Annotated in this window: 13 protein-coding genes; 8 read left to right on the forward strand and 5 right to left on the reverse strand. The window is 59.7% G+C overall.

Annotated features, from left to right (window positions below):
* Nucleotides 1–20 precede the first annotated feature (20 nt).
* Both D3Y57_RS15535 and D3Y57_RS15540 read left to right on the forward strand, forming a co-directional pair.
* Nucleotides 21–893 carry a LysR family transcriptional regulator gene (locus tag D3Y57_RS15535; RefSeq protein WP_162987157.1) on the forward strand — a complete coding sequence of 291 codons (873 nt, stop codon included), beginning with the start codon at nt 21–23 and terminating at the stop codon, nt 891–893.
* Nucleotides 894–917: 24 nt separating this feature from the next.
* On the forward strand, nt 918–1,886 hold the full coding sequence (locus D3Y57_RS15540; RefSeq protein ID WP_121154045.1) for an alpha/beta fold hydrolase: 969 nt from the start codon (nt 918–920) through the stop codon (nt 1,884–1,886).
* Between the two features lie 3 nt (nt 1,887–1,889).
* Here D3Y57_RS15540 and D3Y57_RS15545 read toward each other — a convergent pair whose 3' ends face one another.
* Both D3Y57_RS15545 and D3Y57_RS15550 read right to left on the reverse strand, forming a co-directional pair.
* Nucleotides 1,890–2,369 carry a carboxymuconolactone decarboxylase family protein gene (locus D3Y57_RS15545; protein ID WP_239025887.1) on the reverse strand — a complete coding sequence of 160 codons (480 nt, stop codon included), beginning with the start codon at nt 2,367–2,369 and terminating at the stop codon, nt 1,890–1,892.
* A gap of 99 nt (nt 2,370–2,468) precedes the next feature.
* On the reverse strand, nt 2,469–4,532 hold the full coding sequence (locus D3Y57_RS15550) for a 3-hydroxyacyl-CoA dehydrogenase NAD-binding domain-containing protein (RefSeq protein WP_121154048.1): 2,064 nt from the start codon (nt 4,530–4,532) through the stop codon (nt 2,469–2,471).
* A 110-nt stretch (nt 4,533–4,642) separates the two neighbouring features.
* On the opposite strand from D3Y57_RS15550, the gene D3Y57_RS15555 reads away from it, so the two are divergent.
* Nucleotides 4,643–5,695, forward strand: a complete 1,053-nt coding sequence (locus D3Y57_RS15555) for an alpha/beta fold hydrolase (RefSeq protein WP_239025888.1) — start codon at nt 4,643–4,645, stop codon at nt 5,693–5,695.
* Nucleotides 5,696–6,520, forward strand: a complete 825-nt coding sequence (locus D3Y57_RS15560; RefSeq protein ID WP_121154050.1) for a sugar phosphate isomerase/epimerase family protein — start codon at nt 5,696–5,698, stop codon at nt 6,518–6,520.
* On the opposite strand, the gene D3Y57_RS15565 is transcribed toward D3Y57_RS15560, so the two are convergent.
* A complete protein-coding gene (locus tag D3Y57_RS15565; RefSeq protein WP_239025889.1) occupies nt 6,517–8,880 on the reverse strand; it encodes a TonB-dependent receptor in 2,364 nt (787 codons plus the stop codon). The genes D3Y57_RS15560 and D3Y57_RS15565 overlap by 4 nt on opposite strands.
* Nucleotides 8,881–9,033: 153 nt before the next feature.
* Between D3Y57_RS15565 and D3Y57_RS15570 the strand changes: the two genes are divergently transcribed.
* The 3 genes from D3Y57_RS15570 to D3Y57_RS20965 are packed head-to-tail and all read left to right on the forward strand — an operon-like array spanning nt 9,034 to nt 11,188.
* Nucleotides 9,034–9,570 (forward strand): VOC family protein, encoded by a 537-nt coding sequence (locus tag D3Y57_RS15570; RefSeq protein ID WP_121154052.1) that lies wholly within the window; start codon nt 9,034–9,036, stop codon nt 9,568–9,570.
* Nucleotides 9,570–10,766 carry a GMC family oxidoreductase gene (locus D3Y57_RS15575; protein ID WP_239025890.1) on the forward strand — a complete coding sequence of 399 codons (1,197 nt, stop codon included), beginning with the start codon at nt 9,570–9,572 and terminating at the stop codon, nt 10,764–10,766. The genes D3Y57_RS15570 and D3Y57_RS15575 overlap by 1 nt, the downstream gene beginning before the upstream one ends.
* Nucleotides 10,766–11,188 carry a GMC family oxidoreductase gene (locus D3Y57_RS20965; protein WP_239025891.1) on the forward strand — a complete coding sequence of 141 codons (423 nt, stop codon included), beginning with the start codon at nt 10,766–10,768 and terminating at the stop codon, nt 11,186–11,188. Before D3Y57_RS15575 ends, D3Y57_RS20965 begins: the two co-directional genes overlap by 1 nt.
* Here the strand turns inward: D3Y57_RS20965 and D3Y57_RS15580 are convergent.
* Nucleotides 11,175–11,984: an SDR family NAD(P)-dependent oxidoreductase gene (locus tag D3Y57_RS15580; protein WP_121154054.1), complete on the reverse strand. Its 810-nt coding sequence runs from the start codon at nt 11,982–11,984 to the stop codon at nt 11,175–11,177. The two genes, D3Y57_RS20965 and D3Y57_RS15580, sit on opposite strands and share 14 nt — an antisense overlap.
* Before the next feature lie 14 nt (nt 11,985–11,998).
* Nucleotides 11,999–14,380 carry a TonB-dependent receptor gene (locus D3Y57_RS15585; protein ID WP_239025892.1) on the reverse strand — a complete coding sequence of 794 codons (2,382 nt, stop codon included), beginning with the start codon at nt 14,378–14,380 and terminating at the stop codon, nt 11,999–12,001.
* A 285-nt stretch (nt 14,381–14,665) separates the two neighbouring features.
* Between D3Y57_RS15585 and D3Y57_RS15590 the strand changes: the two genes are divergently transcribed.
* A complete protein-coding gene (locus D3Y57_RS15590) occupies nt 14,666–15,511 on the forward strand; it encodes a helix-turn-helix domain-containing protein (RefSeq protein ID WP_121154056.1) in 846 nt (281 codons plus the stop codon).
* Nucleotides 15,512–15,554 lie beyond the last annotated feature (43 nt).

Genomic DNA, 15,554 nt, shown 5'->3' on the forward strand with positions numbered 1-15,554 from the left:
CCTGTGCAATCATGCACGGCATGACGATCGAGTGGGATGATGTTCGTGTCTTTCAGTCGGCGGTTCGCGCCGGCGACTACAGCAATGCCGCGCGCAAACTCGACATGGACCGGACCACGGTTGGTCGCCGGTTCGCTCGTCTCGAGCGTGCAACAGGACGTTCGCTTTGGGAGCAGGCGGCGACGGGATATCAGCCGACAGAAGCCGGTCGCGCGGTTATTCGTGCGGCGACGGCAATGGAACAGGCGATGGCCCAGCTTGCCGGCGACCTTGCAGAAGGGGATGCCGAACGGACGATTGCCGGGCCGATCCGGGTGGCAGGGACGGCGGGAATTGCGGCCTTGCTGCTCCCGGCGATGGCGGATTTTCTTTCGCGCCATCCGGCAATCGCGATAGAGGTCGTCGGCGCGCGAGAGGCGATCGCTGCGGTCCAGCAACGCCATGCGGATATCGGCTTCGCAATCGCCCGCAGCAAGCCACGCGACCTCGCCGGAATACGGCTGACCGGGTTTGAACAATGTCGATATGTCCGCAAAGGGACGGCAAACAACGGCGCCGGCAACCGCGCGATCGGCTGGGGCCACGCAATGATGCTCGCCAACCCCCAGCCATGGGCACGCCTGAACGCGCTGCCGCAGGATGAGCCGGGACTGGAGGTCGATGGCATCGCAGCCATGCACGAGGCGGTAAGGGCGGGCCTCGGCAGCGCGTGGCTATGGCGCGCGATCGGCGATAGCGATAATCTTCTCGAGGCGCTGCCGGATGAAGCTCCTGCAACCACAGAGGCGGCGCTTTGGATCATCCATCGCAGCGATCTGGAGGTCGAGCCGGCGGTTGCAGCATTGCGCGATGCCGCAGACGGAATTGTCGGCGGATTTATAAAGACGACCTGAAACAGGCGTCCGGGGAGAGAAGTAATGGCTGATTGGACACACCATCACGCGCGGATCAACGGAATCGGTATGCATTGGGTCGAAGAGGGAGACGGTCCGCTCATCATCCTCTGCCACGGTTTTCCGCATCTTTGGTTAAGCTGGCGGCGGCAGATCCCGGCACTGGTCGCGGCTGGATGGCGGGTGGTTGCGCCCGATATGCGCGGCATGGGGCAAACCGACGCACCGACCGATCACCACGCCTATGACGTGCCCCATCTGGTTGGCGATCTCGTTGGTCTGCTTGATCATCTGGGCGAACGCGAAGCGGTGTTCGCCGGTCTCGATTTCGGCGTCTTCACGATCTACGATCTTGCCTATATCCACCCGGAACGTGTCCGCGCCATCATCGCGCTGGAAAACCCGGCCTATCCCGACACCCCGGCAAAGGCACCGTTGGTAGAGGCCGCCGAATGGGCGAAGGACCATTTCGTCCATATTGATTATTTTCAGCCGGTCGGCCCGGCCGATGCCGCACTAAACGCCGCGCCGCGTGAGTTTCTGCGCAAGGTTTTTTACGCGCTTTCCGGCGATTACCACTATCTCGACGTATGGAAACATCCGCCCGGCACGGCCTATCTCGACGCTCTGCCAGAAACGCCGCCGCTGCCGTGGCCGTGGCTCGAGGAATGGGAACTCGAATGGTATGTGTCGGAATATAGCCGCTCGGGATTCACCGGCGGCCTCAACTGGTATCGTGCGATGGACCTTCGCTGGGCGCAGCGTCAGGCGTGGCGTGAGACACCCAGTTTACCGCCGTTCTTTTTCATCGGCAGCGAAAACGACGTCGATCTGGAGGCATGGCATGGTGAAGATCCGCTTGCCGCGATCCACACGCAATATGCCGACGTGCGGCGCATAGAGATGCTGCCGCGCGCCGGTCATATGATCCAGCTCGAACGTCCAGACGATGTCAGCCGCCTGATGGTCGAGTTTCTGGACTCGCTGCGCTGAACCTTATTCCGCAGCTTCTGCTGCAAATGGCAGGCATACTTCGTCGAAACCGAGGACGTGCGCCACACGGCCAAGTCCGACCCACGCCGCTACGCTGTTGGCGAGGTCCGCAATTTCCGCATCGGAAAACTGCGCGCGCATACGCGACCAATAGGCTTCGTCAGCAGCAAGAGATTTCGGTTCGGTGCCAAAGCGTTCGGCGAATTCGATCGCAAGAGCTTCGCGTGGGGAAAACAGCTTCGACGTGCGCCATTCGGTGACTGCCGCATAGAACGCCTCGTCCGGGGCGGGGCCATTGTCCACGACGGTTCCACGGGTGCCGGTTCCAGAGAACATGCCGCCAAGATCGCGCGCCGCACGAAAGCTTTGGCAGATGATGCATCCGTTGATTTCTGCGGTGCGTGCACGCCCGCCCTCAAACTCCCGAAGCGACAGGCGAGAATGCTGATAAACCGCCTTTGAAAAGGCCGCACCCGCATTCATGATCTCAGGTGCAAGATGCTCGGTGGCATAGCCATAGGGGTCATGAGCACGGGGGCTGGAACGTCGATGCGCATCTTTCTCTCCTGTTTTATCGTTGCTTCAGTAAAACTGGCCTTTGCCCAGTGTCGGTGACGTCGGCCAATAAGTGTCGCCCTGTTCGTCGCGGAAACGGGCGATTTTGTCGGCAACGCCGGTCAGCCCCATTTCCTGAGCCCACCAGAGCGGACCACCGAGGTGGCGTGGAAAGCCGATCCCGTTGACCATTGCGACGTCGATCTCCTGCGCGCGACTCACGATTCCTTCGTCGATCAGTCTCGCGCCTTCGTTGACCATTGCAAAGATAAGCCTGTCGCGGATTTCCTCGTCGGTGATCTCGACGCGCTTTATGGCGTGTTTGGTGGCGTGGGCGGCGATCAGGGCTTCGGTCATGGGATCGGGTTTGGCTTTGCCGTCCTCACCATAAGCGTACCAACCCGCGCCGCTCCGTCGGCCCAGACGGCCTGCCGCGAACAATTGATCGACAAAGTCCGCCCGCTTCTCGCGCGGAGTCAGGCGATCGGCGCGCGCTTGTCGGACCGTATGTTGCAGATCGATCCCGGCGAGATCGCCCAGCGCGAACGGTCCCATCGGAAACCCGAAATCGACCAGAACGCGGTCGATTGCCCAGGGGCTGGCACCTTCTTCCAACAGAAAATAGGCCTCACGCGATCGTTTCGCGAGCATTCTGTTGACGATGAACCCGTCGCATACGCCGCTGACGACGGCGATTTTGCCGAGCCGCTTGGACAGGGCCATGACCGACGCCACCACATCGGGCGCGGTCGCCTTGCCACGCACGCATTCGACGAGTTTCATCACGTCTGCGGGGTTAAAGAAATGCATTCCACAGGTGTCGGCCGGACGACCCGATGCCGCGGCCAGTGCATCAATATCCAGATATGACGTGTTGGTGGCGAGGATGGCACCGGGCTTTGCAATGCTGCCCAGTGCAGCGAACAAAGCTTCTTTTATTTCACGTACTTCGCCAACGGATTCGATCACCAGATCGGCTCCTGCGACTGCCGAAAGATCGGTGGACCAGCTTACCCGGTCCGCGCGGTCGATACGGGCCGGCTCGTCGATCTGGCCCCGTGTGACCGACTGCGCCCATGCCTTGTCGATCGCCGTTCGTGCCTTGGTCAGGCTTTCATCGCTGCGCGCGATCGCGATGACCTTCAGACCGGCTGCTGCCAATGTCGTGACGATGCCGCGTCCCATTGTGCCAAGGCCGATGACTGCCACCTGGTTGATCGGCCGCACCGGCGTCGCGGGATTGATGCCAGGCGTCCGGGCGACGGCGCGCTCAGCCAGAAACAGATGACGTAATGCCGACGATTGCGGTGATGCTATTGCCTGACGGCACAAGCGATGTTCCTCGGCCAGTGCTGCATCCACATCATGCGCAAGACCGAAACGGATCGCCTGTAACGCGATGAGCGGCGCGTCCTGACCACGTTGCCGTCGGCGCGCCGTCTGTTCTGCTGCGTCCAGCAATTCGTTGTCGGCCACAGGGGACGGCAAATCGCGCGTGCGGCGCGGTGGCTCTCCCTTTGCGACAATCGCGCGAGCAAACTCCGCCGTCGCCGTTTCGAGCGCGCCGTCTGTGATGCGATCGATCAGACCGGCCGCCAGTGCTTCTTCCGAACCCACCTGTTTGCCTTCAACGGCGAGCGAAATCGTCAGCGGCAGGCCCGCCAGTCTGGGCGTCCGTACAGTGCCGCCAGCGCCCGGAATAATGCCGAGGCGCACTTCGGGAAAGCCGAACTGCGCATCATGGGCGGCGATGCGCGCGTGGCAGCCAAGGGCAAGCTCCAGTCCGCCGCCGAGTATCGTGCCATGCAACTCAGCGATCACGGGCTTCGCGGAGGCTTCGATCCGGGCGATCAATTCGGGGAGTTGCGGTTCCGTTTGAGGGCCATCGAACTCCTTGATGTCGGCCCCGGCGATGAACGTCCGACCTGCGCAACGAATGATGAGCGCCTGTAAGCTGTCGTCGGAATCGAGCCGGTCGAGCGCGGCGGCAAGGCCCGTCCGTACCGCAGCGGATGCGGCATTCACTGGCGGGTTGTCGATCAGGACGGTCGCTATCGCGCCGTCGCGGCTGAATGTTACCGTCTCTCTCATGGGAGAGACCTAGCATTCAATTTGCGCCATTGTCCATCATATCGGCTACGTATAGCGTTAGTCATTCTATCTGAATTTCGTTTTATGCGTGGCAACGACAAGGGTGATATGTGCAGACAAATGGTATCCGCGAGCGCCTGATTGATGTGGGCGGCCATTCGATCCGCGCGGTCGAGGCTGGCGAAGGTCCGCTTGTTCTTATGATCCACGGCTTCCCCGGACTGGCATGGTCCTGGCGGCATCAGATGGCACCGTTGGCAGCGGCCGGCTGGCGTGCGGTCGCGATTGATTGTCTGGGTTATGGCGGCAGCGACCGTCCGCTCGATCCCGCGCTTTATGCGGCCGACCGCGTGCAGGATTATCTCCTCGCGGTGCTCGATTTTTATGGGGTCGACACGGCGGTGATCGTCGGTCAGGATTTCGGCGCGCAATATGCGTGGAATTTGGCGGTTCGCGCGCCTGACCGGGTGTCGGCGCTCGTCACCACTATTCCTTATGACTATGATCTTGCGGGGCGTGCTTTGCTTGGTTCGGCGGAACGACTTTCCGCGGACGATCCGACGCCGCCGATCATGGCGTTTACCGACCGGCTGCCGACCGAGCGTTTCGCGGTTATGGCCGCGGATCATTTCGTGCATTTTCATTATTTCCAGACGGTCGGCCCGGCGGACCGTGAACTTGGCGAGGCGCTCGGTGATTATCTTCAGCGCAGTTTCTACGCACTCAGCGGGACCGGTGATCTATGGGCGTGGAAGACCATCCCGTCAGAGGGCAGCGGCTATCTGGACGCGCTGCCGGACGCGCCGCCTCTGCCGTGGCCGTGGTTGAGCGAGGAGGAATTTGCCGGTTTCGTGACTGGTTACGACCACTCGGATATGATGCGGCGGATGATCGGCGGCCTCAATTCCTATCGTACCGCCGACATCAACTGGACGATCGGGCGCGAATGGGCCGATGCTGATGTCACGGTGCCGACGCTGTTTATTTATGGCAGCAAAGACCCGTCGCTGGCATTTTTCCCCGACTGGGAAGAACGGATGAGGGCGCGTGTGCCGGGACTGCGCGATATCGTGGTTATCGAGGGAGCCGGTCACATGGTCCAGCAGGAGCAGCCAGCAGCATTCAATGCGGCGCTGCTGGCCTTCCTCGAAACGGCACGCTGAATGCGGCTGGCCGGGCATCTTGGCGTGCGGGCGCCGGATGCGCCTCTGCTTCGTCATATGGCTGGTTCGGGAGACGCGGTTTCGCAGATCGCGCTTCTGGCCGAACTTGGTTTTGCGGGTGTGTCGGATAATTACCTGACGCTGCGTTCCCCGGAAGAACAGGAACGGATCGGCGACGCGCTGGCGCAGCATGGCCTCACGATGGGGTCGTTCGTGCATGACCCACTCCGCTGGAACGAACCGACATGGTCGACCTGTGGGACCGCGCTCTCCAATGCGGTGGATATCAGTCTCGCTGCAGCAAAACGGTGCGGAAGTACGACGATAAACTGCATAACGGGACGCAATCCGGACCAATTGCTCGCAAATCAATACACGCAGATGGCAGAAAACCTCCGCTGGCAGGGCGATCGCGCGCTGTCGGCCGGCGTAACCCTGTGCGTCGAAGCAACCCACCCAACTTTCGCACCCGGCCTGTTAATCGAAAAATGGCAAGATGCGTGTGCACTGGTGTGCACTGTGGATCATCCGGCAGTTTTGATGAACCTCGATATCGGCCACGTCGCACTCCACGGCGACGACGTGATCGCCGCGATCGATGGGGCGGCACCGTGGCTCGGCATGGTTCAGGCAGCCGATGTGCCGGGGAGAGTGGAGCCCGGCGCGGGAAATCTTGACTGGACTGCCATCGCAGCGGCGCTCGACCGGGCCCAATATCGCGGTCTCGTCGAACTTGAACTGGAACCCGCTGATGACGGGGAGGTCGGTGAGCGTGCGATGTTGACGCGGCTCACCGACCTCGGTCTGCTTCCGGTTCTGGGTTAGAACGAAAAGCCGAAGTCGATCCCGTAAGTCGCGGGATCGCCATAGGAGATAGCCTGTGACGGATATCCGGTGAGGATCGACCCCGATCCGATCACGAAGCCGGGGTAGCGTTTGTCGAGGATATTCTTGCCCCACAATGCAACCGAGAAGGACCGGTTTTCGCCACGATCGATCCGATAGGTTAGCCGCGCATCGACCAGCGAATACGCCGCATTGACCGGCGCATCACGACCAGATGGTACCGAGGGGCCATCGCCTGCGGTCGTGTAAACCTTGTCCTTCCATGTGTAATCCGCGTGTGCGGTAAGCTTGCCCGGCCCAATTTCGCCGATTTCCCAATCGCCCGACAGGCGCACGCTGTTCTTGGGCGTGAACGGCAGCACGAAGTAACCGCTGATATTTTGGCCTACGACTGTCGGTGTGGCAGGGTTGACGACCGGATCGAAGATCGAACCGGCTGGAGCAAGCACATCGGTGATTTTGGAAGTGATGCGGGAATAGCTCGCCTGAAGCGTCAGTCCATTGACCGGCACTGCCGTGACGTCCGCTTCCAGTCCTTTCACAGTCGCACGACCAACGTTGAAGGTATCGGACAACGAAGCGTCCGCCGCGTCGGCAGAGATGTCGAGTTGCAGGTTCTTGTACTTGGCGATGAACCCGGCGAGATTTATACGCAGCCGCCTGTCGAGTAGATCGCTCTTCAGGCCCAGTTCGTAGCTGGTGACCGATTCTGGCCCGAACGTACGGGTGAACGTCGGTGAGGATTCGTTTGATCCGCCCGCTTTATATCCCGTCACGGCCTTTGCGTAGAGCGAGACGTTGTCGACCGGGCGGAAGCTGGCGGTGAACGAAGGGTTGAACTTCGAGTTGGCGACATGGGTTTCGCCCACCAATGTGCCGAGCGGAGTCAATGTACCAGCGCCATTGAAGCGTCGGTTTGCCAGAGGTGAAACAATGCCGGTGAAGAACGAGCGGCTAAGTGTCCGATCGGCATCACGACTATCCTTGGTATAGCGTCCCCCGACCGTGAAATCGACCATGCCGCCGGTGAATTCCGGGGTCCAGGTGACCTGACCATAGGCTGCCTTCGAAACCGATTTGGCCGTGGTAAAACGGTCCACTTGCACTTGCTGCCCCGGCATGCCGGTGCCGATGTCGGCTAGCTCAAGATGGCTCGCCTTTTCATTGAAATAATAAAGGCCAAAGACATATTTGATCGAAGTGCCCAGATTGCCGACTGCCTGGAGTTCCTGCGTGTAAGTCTTTGAACGGATATCGTCGAAGGCGGAGAACGGCGCCAAAAACGCTTCGACATAATCCTGATATGTGCCGACTTTGATATGGCGGTACGAGGACAGTGACCTTAAAGCCAGTGAATCGCTCGGCCGGTATTCGACAACCAGCGATTGGCCATCCGACTTCACTTTACTGTAGGGAAGGTAAACCGGGCGATAGGCAGTCTCGACATCCGAGTTATATCCGGGGTTGAGGAGCGGCGCGAGGGGGCTGTCGGTGATGTAGCGTACCGGGGTGGTGCGTTGTTCGCTGTAATCGCCCGAATAATCTACGGTTACGTCGCTGCTCGGGGTCCACCGCACGGCACCGCGGACGGCATATTTGCGATCTGCCTGGAAATCATGAGCATCCGGCGTTCCCGCGGTATCGGTCGCGTTCTTCGCCCAGCCATCACGATTGCTGTACAGGCCAGTCAGCTTGACCTTAAAATTGGCGAACTCCGGCAAATTGAGGTTCACCAGTGCACGACGATAACCAAGGTTGCCGAGAGAGGCGAGGCCGTCGATACCGAATTCGCCCGTTGGCTTGCGGCTGATGATATTCACCGCGCCACCCGTCGTGTTACGGCCGTAGAGCGTGCCCTGTGGGCCACGCAGCACCTCGACCCGCTCGACATCGGCAAGATCGAAAGTCGATGCCTGTGGGCGCGACTGGTAAATGCCGTCGACATAAAGGCCTACACCGCCATCTTTGGTTATGATGTTTGGATCACCGATGCCTTGTCCGCGCATGAACAGCACGAGCGTCGTGTTCGAACTTGGATATGGCGCGAAATAAAGGCTTGGCGTGGCCTGTACCACGCCGGTCAGGCCGGTGATTCCCGATGCCTGAAGTGCCGCCGAGGTGAGGGCGGTGATCGCGATCGGCGTTTGCTGAAGATTTTCTGCACGGCGCTGAGCGGTGACGACGATTTCCTCCACGCCATAGCCAGCAGTATCACCAGTCGTGGCCGGAGCCGCCTGTGCGGGCGCTGTTGTCGGGGCCTGCTCCTGTGCCTGAGCTGAGCCGACCGACATGGCTATTAGCCCTGATCCCGAAAGTGCAAGGCTCATCAATCTTTTCATGTTTATAGAATCCTCTCTTGTTTGTTCATATTATTGGCGCGTTTATGACCTTTTGTGGCGTTATGACAATAACTGCGTAATTCAAAGATCATTATGTTACGCGTAATGACAAATATGCCGCACTCGATTCGAGCGCGAGCGACGGGAGAGGTTATGTCACAGGCTTTGTTCGGTCCGATCGTCCAGATCGGTCATGTGGTTGCAGATCTGGATGCAGCCGTCGCAGGTCGCATTGCCGGTTTGGGGCAGGGCCCCTGGACGGTTTTTCGCGGCTCCGTCCTAAACAGTCACTATCGCGGTCATCCGACCCAGGTGACCATGGATGTCGCGCTCGCGTATCAGGACGGTGTTCAAATCGAGTTGATCCAGCAGCGCGGAACCGACGCTTCTCCCTATATCGACACCACCGGACCCAAATCAGGGCTTCATCATGTCGCATGGCTTGTTGATGATCTGGACGTCGCGCTTGCTGCGGCCAAAGCGCGTGGATTGAAGCCTGTATTTACCGCGACCAGTGCTGCCGTGCGTGTCGCCTATCTCAATTCGCCGGTGGAACCTGAAATTCTGTACGAACTGATTGAGGGCGCGGATATGCGCGCCATGATCGATGCTGGCATTGTTGCCACCGCGGACTGGGACGGGACAGATGCGATCATGGAGATCGATATGTCCGGGTCGGGAGCAGCCTGATGGCGCGCGCGTTGCCAGAGAGCGCCGATTACGTCGTGATCGGTGCCGGGTCGGCCGGTTGTGTCCTTGCCAATCGGTTGAGCGCCGATCCTCGCAACAAGGTCGTGGTTCTGGAGGCGGGCGGTCGCAACGATGGCCTGATGACGACGATGCCGGCGGGGATGGCGACATTGATGCGCGGTGCGAACGCCAGCAACTGGGCATTCGAATCCGAGCCTGTCGAAACACTCGATCGCCGTCGTATGTCGGTGCCACGGGGCAAGGGCTGGGGTGGATCGTCGTCAATCAACGGAATGCTTTATGTCCGGGGGAATGCCGCCGATTTCGACCAATGGCGGCAGATGGGCCTGCGGGGCTGGGGCTATGACGATGTCTTGCCCTATTTTCGGCGATCGGAAGATGGGCCGGAGGATTCAAACGCGTATCATGGTTCGGGCGGTCCCCTGCATGTTCGCTTTGGTAAATCACGCGCGCCGATATACCCGGCGTTTATTGAAGCAGGGGTCGAAGCCGGGTTTCCGCACAATCCGGATTTCAACGGTGCGACACAGGATGGTGTCGGTCCCTATCAAGTCAATATCGAAGGGGGCCGGCGGAGTGGTGCTCGGCGCGCCTTTCTGCTGCCTGCGCTCGAACGCCCGAATCTGGTAGCCGGAACGGACATCCATGTGACGCGGATCGTCGTGGAGGGTGGCCGTGCGGTTGCAGTTGAATACGCGCACGGCAAGTCCCGCGAGCAGGGCCGTATCGCGGTGACCGCAGAGGTCGTGCTGTGTGCGGGAACGATGCAGTCGCCGCAAATTCTGGCTTTGTCGGGAATCGGTGACCCCGACCAGCTTGCCATGTTCGGTATCCCGGTCGTTGCCGGGTTACGCGGTGTCGGTCGCAATTTGCAGGACCACGTCGATGTCGCGGTCACTTATCGGTCACGCCTGCCGCTGTTGTGGTCGCAGACCAAGGGCTTTCGTGCTGCGTTGGTTGGGCTTCGCTATCTGCTTCGCCATGATGGCCTCGGTGCGGAAAATTCGCTGGAAATGGGCGGGTTCATTCGGACACGTCCCGAACTTGACCGGCCCGATGTCCAGATACAGTTCATTCCAGGGGCGATGGTCAATCACGGTCTGAAGGGGATGCAGCCTTTCGATGGTTTCTCGATCGACATGATCGCGCTTCATCCGGAAAGCCGGGGGAGGTGATGCTGCGATCCGCGGACCCGTTTGACACGCCTGCTATACATCCCAACCATCTCGCTACGCCCGGTGACCTCGCCACGCTTCGGGCGGCAATCCGCATCGCACGACAGATCGGCGCGCAACCGGCGCTGGCGCCGTGGCGGATCGGCGAGGATGAACCCGGCCCGGATATTGCGGACGATGCTGCGCTCGACATTTGGCTGCGCGCGCACGCATCGACAATCTTTCACCCAGTCGGCACTTGCCGGATGGGGGTGGACGGAGATCCGGGCGCGGTCGTCGACGGTGCGCTCAGGGTGCGCGGCATCAAAGGGTTACGGGTTGCAGACGCTTCGGTGATGCCGACTATCGTCAGCGGCAACACCAATGCGACAACGATAATGATTGGCGAGAAGGCGGCCGACCTGATCCTCAACCCAGGCTGAAATCCGGCTGCGTTCGGTCCATAATCATCCGGTGGCGGCGTTCGAGCATAGGATCGAGCGCCTCCGGCTGGGGGACGATCCAATAGTCGCCGCGCGCGATCGCGTCGAACACTGCTGCCGCGAATGGTTGCGGGTCCATCCCGTGCGTGGCGATCATGTCGCGGAGGGTGTCGACGAATTGTGTCGTTGCGGGGTGGATCGCGGTGCCACCGAAAGGATCATCGAAAATCGCCGACCGCACCGGACCCGGCGCGAGCAGGCTGACAGCGATCGGCGCGCCAATCATGTCGAGTTCGCCCTTCAGCGCCTCGGTAAGGGCAACAACCGCAAACTTCGTGGCGCTGTACGGGCTCATCAACGGGCTCGGTCCGAAGCCGCCGACCGAAGCTGTATTGACGATCCGCGAGGGTGTGCCCGCAGCGATCATCCGGGGAACGAACGCGCGCAGTCCGTTAAGGACGCCACCGACATTCACTGCCAGCGACGCATCCCAGCGCGCTGGCTCGATTTCCCAAGTGAAACCGGTCGCCATGATCCCGGCATTGTTGAACAGCAGGTCGACCGTGCCAAGGTGATCGAATGCACGGTCTGCCAGCGCCTGCACCGCGACGGAGTCCGTGACATCCGTCGGGATCGCCAGCGTATCGGGAAGCGAACTCGCTACTTCCTTCAGTGCTGCCTCATCCCGATCGGCGAGAATCAGGCGGATTCCGCGATGTGCCGCCTCGTGCGCCAAGCCTAGCCCGATACCACTGGCGGCACCGGTAATGACGGCTGTTTTACCGGCGAAGTTCATTGGCTGATCTCCGTTCAATAGGTCACTTTGACTTCGACCGAGACCCGCCGCGGCTCGGCGTAGAACTTGCCGCCGAAGCCCAGCGATCCGAAATCGATACCGTAGAGCACCTGGTTCTCGTTCAACAGATTTTCTCCGTTTATCGCGATCTCGGCCTTGGTGCGCCCACCCAGCGTCAGGTCGGTCAGCGCGAGACGTGCATCGACTGTGTTGGTCGCAGACGAGTCAACCAGGTGCTGATAGGGGTTCACGGCATCGTTCGGATAGAAATATACGTGACTGCGATAGGAATAGGAAAGCCGGGCTGACATCTGTCCGACAGCAGTCAGATCAAACGCATATTCGGCTGCCACGTTGGAGTTGAATTTTGCGACGTTCGGGAATCGTGCAGTGCTGGCAATGTCGCTGACCACGTTGGTGGCCGGATCGACGAACAGGAACTGCTTATATTTCGGGCTGGTGTAACCGAGTGAACCCGACAATGTCAGTCCACGCATCGGCAGCGCCGTAACTTCCAGTTCGACACCCTTGAAATCGGCCTTGCCGGCGTTGACCAGCAGGGTCGATGCGCCGCCGCTGCCTGCGGCAAACTGGGGCACCTGCAAATTGTCATATTTGCTATAGAATGCGGCACCGTTGATCCGCAGGTGACGGTTGAGAAGGTCCAGTTTCATGCCCGCTTCGTACGAAACGAGCTTTTCCGGATCGAACGAGTTTAGTTCGTCTGCCCGCGGATTGAAGCCGCCGGATTTGTAGCCCGTCGATACCTTGGCATAAACCAGAGCGTTGTCGGTTAGCTGGTAACTAAGCGACCCCATAAACGACGTGTTGTGAAATTTAACCGCGCCGCGTGGTGGTCCGACAATCGTAGATACGCCAAAGCTGCTGTTCTGCAGGAATATGCTCTTGCGATCTTCGGTATAACGAATGCCGCCGGTTACTTCGAGGCGCTTATCGAGTGCGCTTGGCTTCCAGCTGATCTGGCCGAACCCGGCGGCGGACTTGGAGATCTGGCTATATTTTGCCTCGGGAGCGAGGTTGATGCCAAGGTAAAATGGCGCCTGCGGCGTGCCAGCGTTCAGGATGAACGTCAGCATTTGATGGTTATCTTCCGAAACCTTCTCGCGGAAATAATAGGCGCCGAGGACGTAATTAAAGTCCCCGAACGATCCGAGAGCCTGAACTTCCTCGGAAAACTGCTTTTGATCCTGTGGTCCGTTATAACCGTTGTACGGCGTAACCGACTGGACAGACACCGCGTTGGTCACTGGATTGAGGACCAGCCCCTTGAGATCTCCCTGACCGCTCAGGCCCAGCACATTGTCGAGATGCAGCTTGCGGTACCCGGTGATCGATTTGAGCGTGAACGCTGGGGAAAATTCGTAGGATGCCGTGAGGTTATGGCCCTGGCTTACGGTCTTCGACGTATAGCGATTTCCGACGCCGGGCTGTTGCTGACCCGATGTCAGGCGTTCGTCGGGGCCGACGAACTGGAGCGGAGCGCCGCCGAGCGAGGCCGAGTTACCATAATAGGCACGCGCCGCATCGCTGAGTGCCACCGTCTGGAAAAAGCCGGGTGTTCCGGTCCGGTGATCATAGTCGAAGGCGTAGGAAATCTGGAAAGCATTAAAGTCGCCTCGCAATGCGGCGTTGAAGGCATTGACGTTGAGCGCGCCGGGATCTTTATTTGCAGGCGTAAGGGTGTTGTCGAAATAGCCGTCTCGCTGGCGATGATAATAGGTGAATGCGGCTGAGATCGGCAGATTGCCCAAGTCGCCGGTGTCGACCCGCACGCGGCCGAACAAGTTGTTGCGCGTGCCAAAGCCGCCCTTCAACGTGACACCGAATGTGTCGGCCGGCTTTCGCGAGACGAGCTGGATGGCGCCGCCTGTTGTGTTGCGACCGAACAGCGTGCCCTGTGGCCCGCGCAGGACTTCGATGCGCTCGAGGTCCACCAGATCGAAGATCGAGCCAGCACTGCGCGCGACATAGACGCCGTCGAGATAGATGCCAACGGCTGTATCCAGCCCGAGAGATGGATCGGTCTGGCCGATACCGCGAATATTGATCGACGCGGCCGAAAGCGATGAGGATTGCTGGCTGATGACGAGGTTTGGCGCGATTTGCGCGACTTTTTCGACGGACTGCACATTGATTTTGTCCAGAGCGGCTGAGTCGAGCGCAGTGATCGAAATCGGCGTCTTCTGCAGGGATTCCGACTGGCGACGCGCAGTAACAACGATGTCCTGCAATCCATCATTTTCTGCAGTGACACTTGGCGCAACTGGCTCGGCGGTGGTGGAAACCGGCGCAGTCTGGGCGTGAGCGCCGGATGCGACTGCCATTGCCGAAACAAACGCAGCGGACGCCAGTAAACGAGCCTTGCCGAGCAACATATTTTATCCCCTAATTAGCTTCCCCGATCGATCGTCCGGGCGATTGCGATATTATGTCACGCATAGAGAGGCGTGATGAATGATGTCAAGCTAAACCGCGTAAGCTAAACTCTTCTAAGATACGCATTATGACATAATTATTCGTTTTATTGACGATCGATAGGGCAATGATAGGATTGTCAGTCTTGCTAATATTTACGCAAACTATCGCTGACTCTAGCTAATTATAACGACTTGCGCTAGCTTTGGGCATCGTCCGCGTTAGATGGATAAGGAGAGACCGATATGGGCAATGCCATGGCGAATGCGGAACTGCGGACGGCGCGGGCGCGCGTGCATGTCTATACCTATCGCTTTGAAACGCCTTCGCATCATACGCGCTCGCCGGGGCCGGATGTGCTGGCACTAATTTCCAGTAATGCTCCGGGTGGGGAGGGTTTTTACCGGTCTGCATCCACGACCAGTCGCATGGTTCCGCTCGGTGGTCTGATGATCGTCCCATCGGATACTTCGATCAGCGCGATGGGCCCTGGCGGTGAACGACGTCTTGCGGTTTGCACGATGGCTGACGGTATCCTGCCCAAAGGTTTTGACAGGAACGATCAGCGCCACTTGGCGATGTGCGCCGATATCCGCGATGCAAACGTACGCAGCGCAATGCAGCGAATGGCGGCCGAAGTTACGCGTCCTGGGTTCGGGTCGGACGTGTTGATCGATGGGCTCGCTGCTGTGTTGCAGGTTGATCTTGCACGCTATTTCGATCTTACAAACCGACGCGAAACGGGGCATCGAGGCACTCTGGCACCGTGGCAGCTGCGACGAATCGAGGATTTTGTGCACGCTGCGGATGGTGGCCCACTCCGTATCGCCGATCTCGCCGCTCTGGTTGATGTAAGTCCCGGACATCTGGCGCGCACGTTCAAACAGAGCACAGGCCGTACTGTCCACAAGTTCGTGGAGGAGGCAAGGCTTGCCCGCGCGCGGGTTTTGCTGGGCCAGACGCGTGTTCCCCTGAAGCAGGTTGCGGATCAGCTTGGCTTCAGTTCGCCCAGTAGTTTTTCGCTCGCCTTTCGCCGCGCCACGGGCACCACGCCGGGTCGGTTCAGAAGCGAGGCAACCACGATCAATTGATCCGTCAAAGTCGTCACTGGCGTTAAGACGGCTGCTTTGATGG

This window comes from Sphingomonas paeninsulae, assembly GCF_003660165.1.
GTDB lineage: Bacteria > Pseudomonadota > Alphaproteobacteria > Sphingomonadales > Sphingomonadaceae > Sphingomonas_O > Sphingomonas_O paeninsulae.

What these genes read in the sequence shown, in the direction of transcription:
- D3Y57_RS15535 (WP_162987157.1), top strand. Translation starts at nt 21, where the DNA reads ATGACGATCGAGTGGGATGATGTTCGTGTCTTTCAGTCGGCGGTTCGC.
- D3Y57_RS15540 (WP_121154045.1), top strand. Translation starts at nt 918, where the DNA reads ATGGCTGATTGGACACACCATCACGCGCGGATCAACGGAATCGGTATG.
- D3Y57_RS15545 (WP_239025887.1), bottom strand. Translation starts at nt 2,369, where the DNA reads ATGAATGCGGGTGCGGCCTTTTCAAAGGCGGTTTATCAGCATTCTCGC.
- D3Y57_RS15550 (WP_121154048.1), bottom strand. Translation starts at nt 4,532, where the DNA reads ATGAGAGAGACGGTAACATTCAGCCGCGACGGCGCGATAGCGACCGTC.
- D3Y57_RS15560 (WP_121154050.1), top strand. Translation starts at nt 5,696, where the DNA reads ATGCGGCTGGCCGGGCATCTTGGCGTGCGGGCGCCGGATGCGCCTCTG.
- D3Y57_RS15565 (WP_239025889.1), bottom strand. Translation starts at nt 8,880, where the DNA reads ATGAAAAGATTGATGAGCCTTGCACTTTCGGGATCAGGGCTAATAGCC.
- D3Y57_RS15570 (WP_121154052.1), top strand. Translation starts at nt 9,034, where the DNA reads ATGTCACAGGCTTTGTTCGGTCCGATCGTCCAGATCGGTCATGTGGTT.
- D3Y57_RS15575 (WP_239025890.1), top strand. Translation starts at nt 9,570, where the DNA reads ATGGCGCGCGCGTTGCCAGAGAGCGCCGATTACGTCGTGATCGGTGCC.
- D3Y57_RS20965 (WP_239025891.1), top strand. Translation starts at nt 10,766, where the DNA reads ATGCTGCGATCCGCGGACCCGTTTGACACGCCTGCTATACATCCCAAC.
- D3Y57_RS15580 (WP_121154054.1), bottom strand. Translation starts at nt 11,984, where the DNA reads ATGAACTTCGCCGGTAAAACAGCCGTCATTACCGGTGCCGCCAGTGGT.
- D3Y57_RS15585 (WP_239025892.1), bottom strand. Translation starts at nt 14,380, where the DNA reads ATGTTGCTCGGCAAGGCTCGTTTACTGGCGTCCGCTGCGTTTGTTTCG.
- D3Y57_RS15590 (WP_121154056.1), top strand. Translation starts at nt 14,666, where the DNA reads ATGGGCAATGCCATGGCGAATGCGGAACTGCGGACGGCGCGGGCGCGC.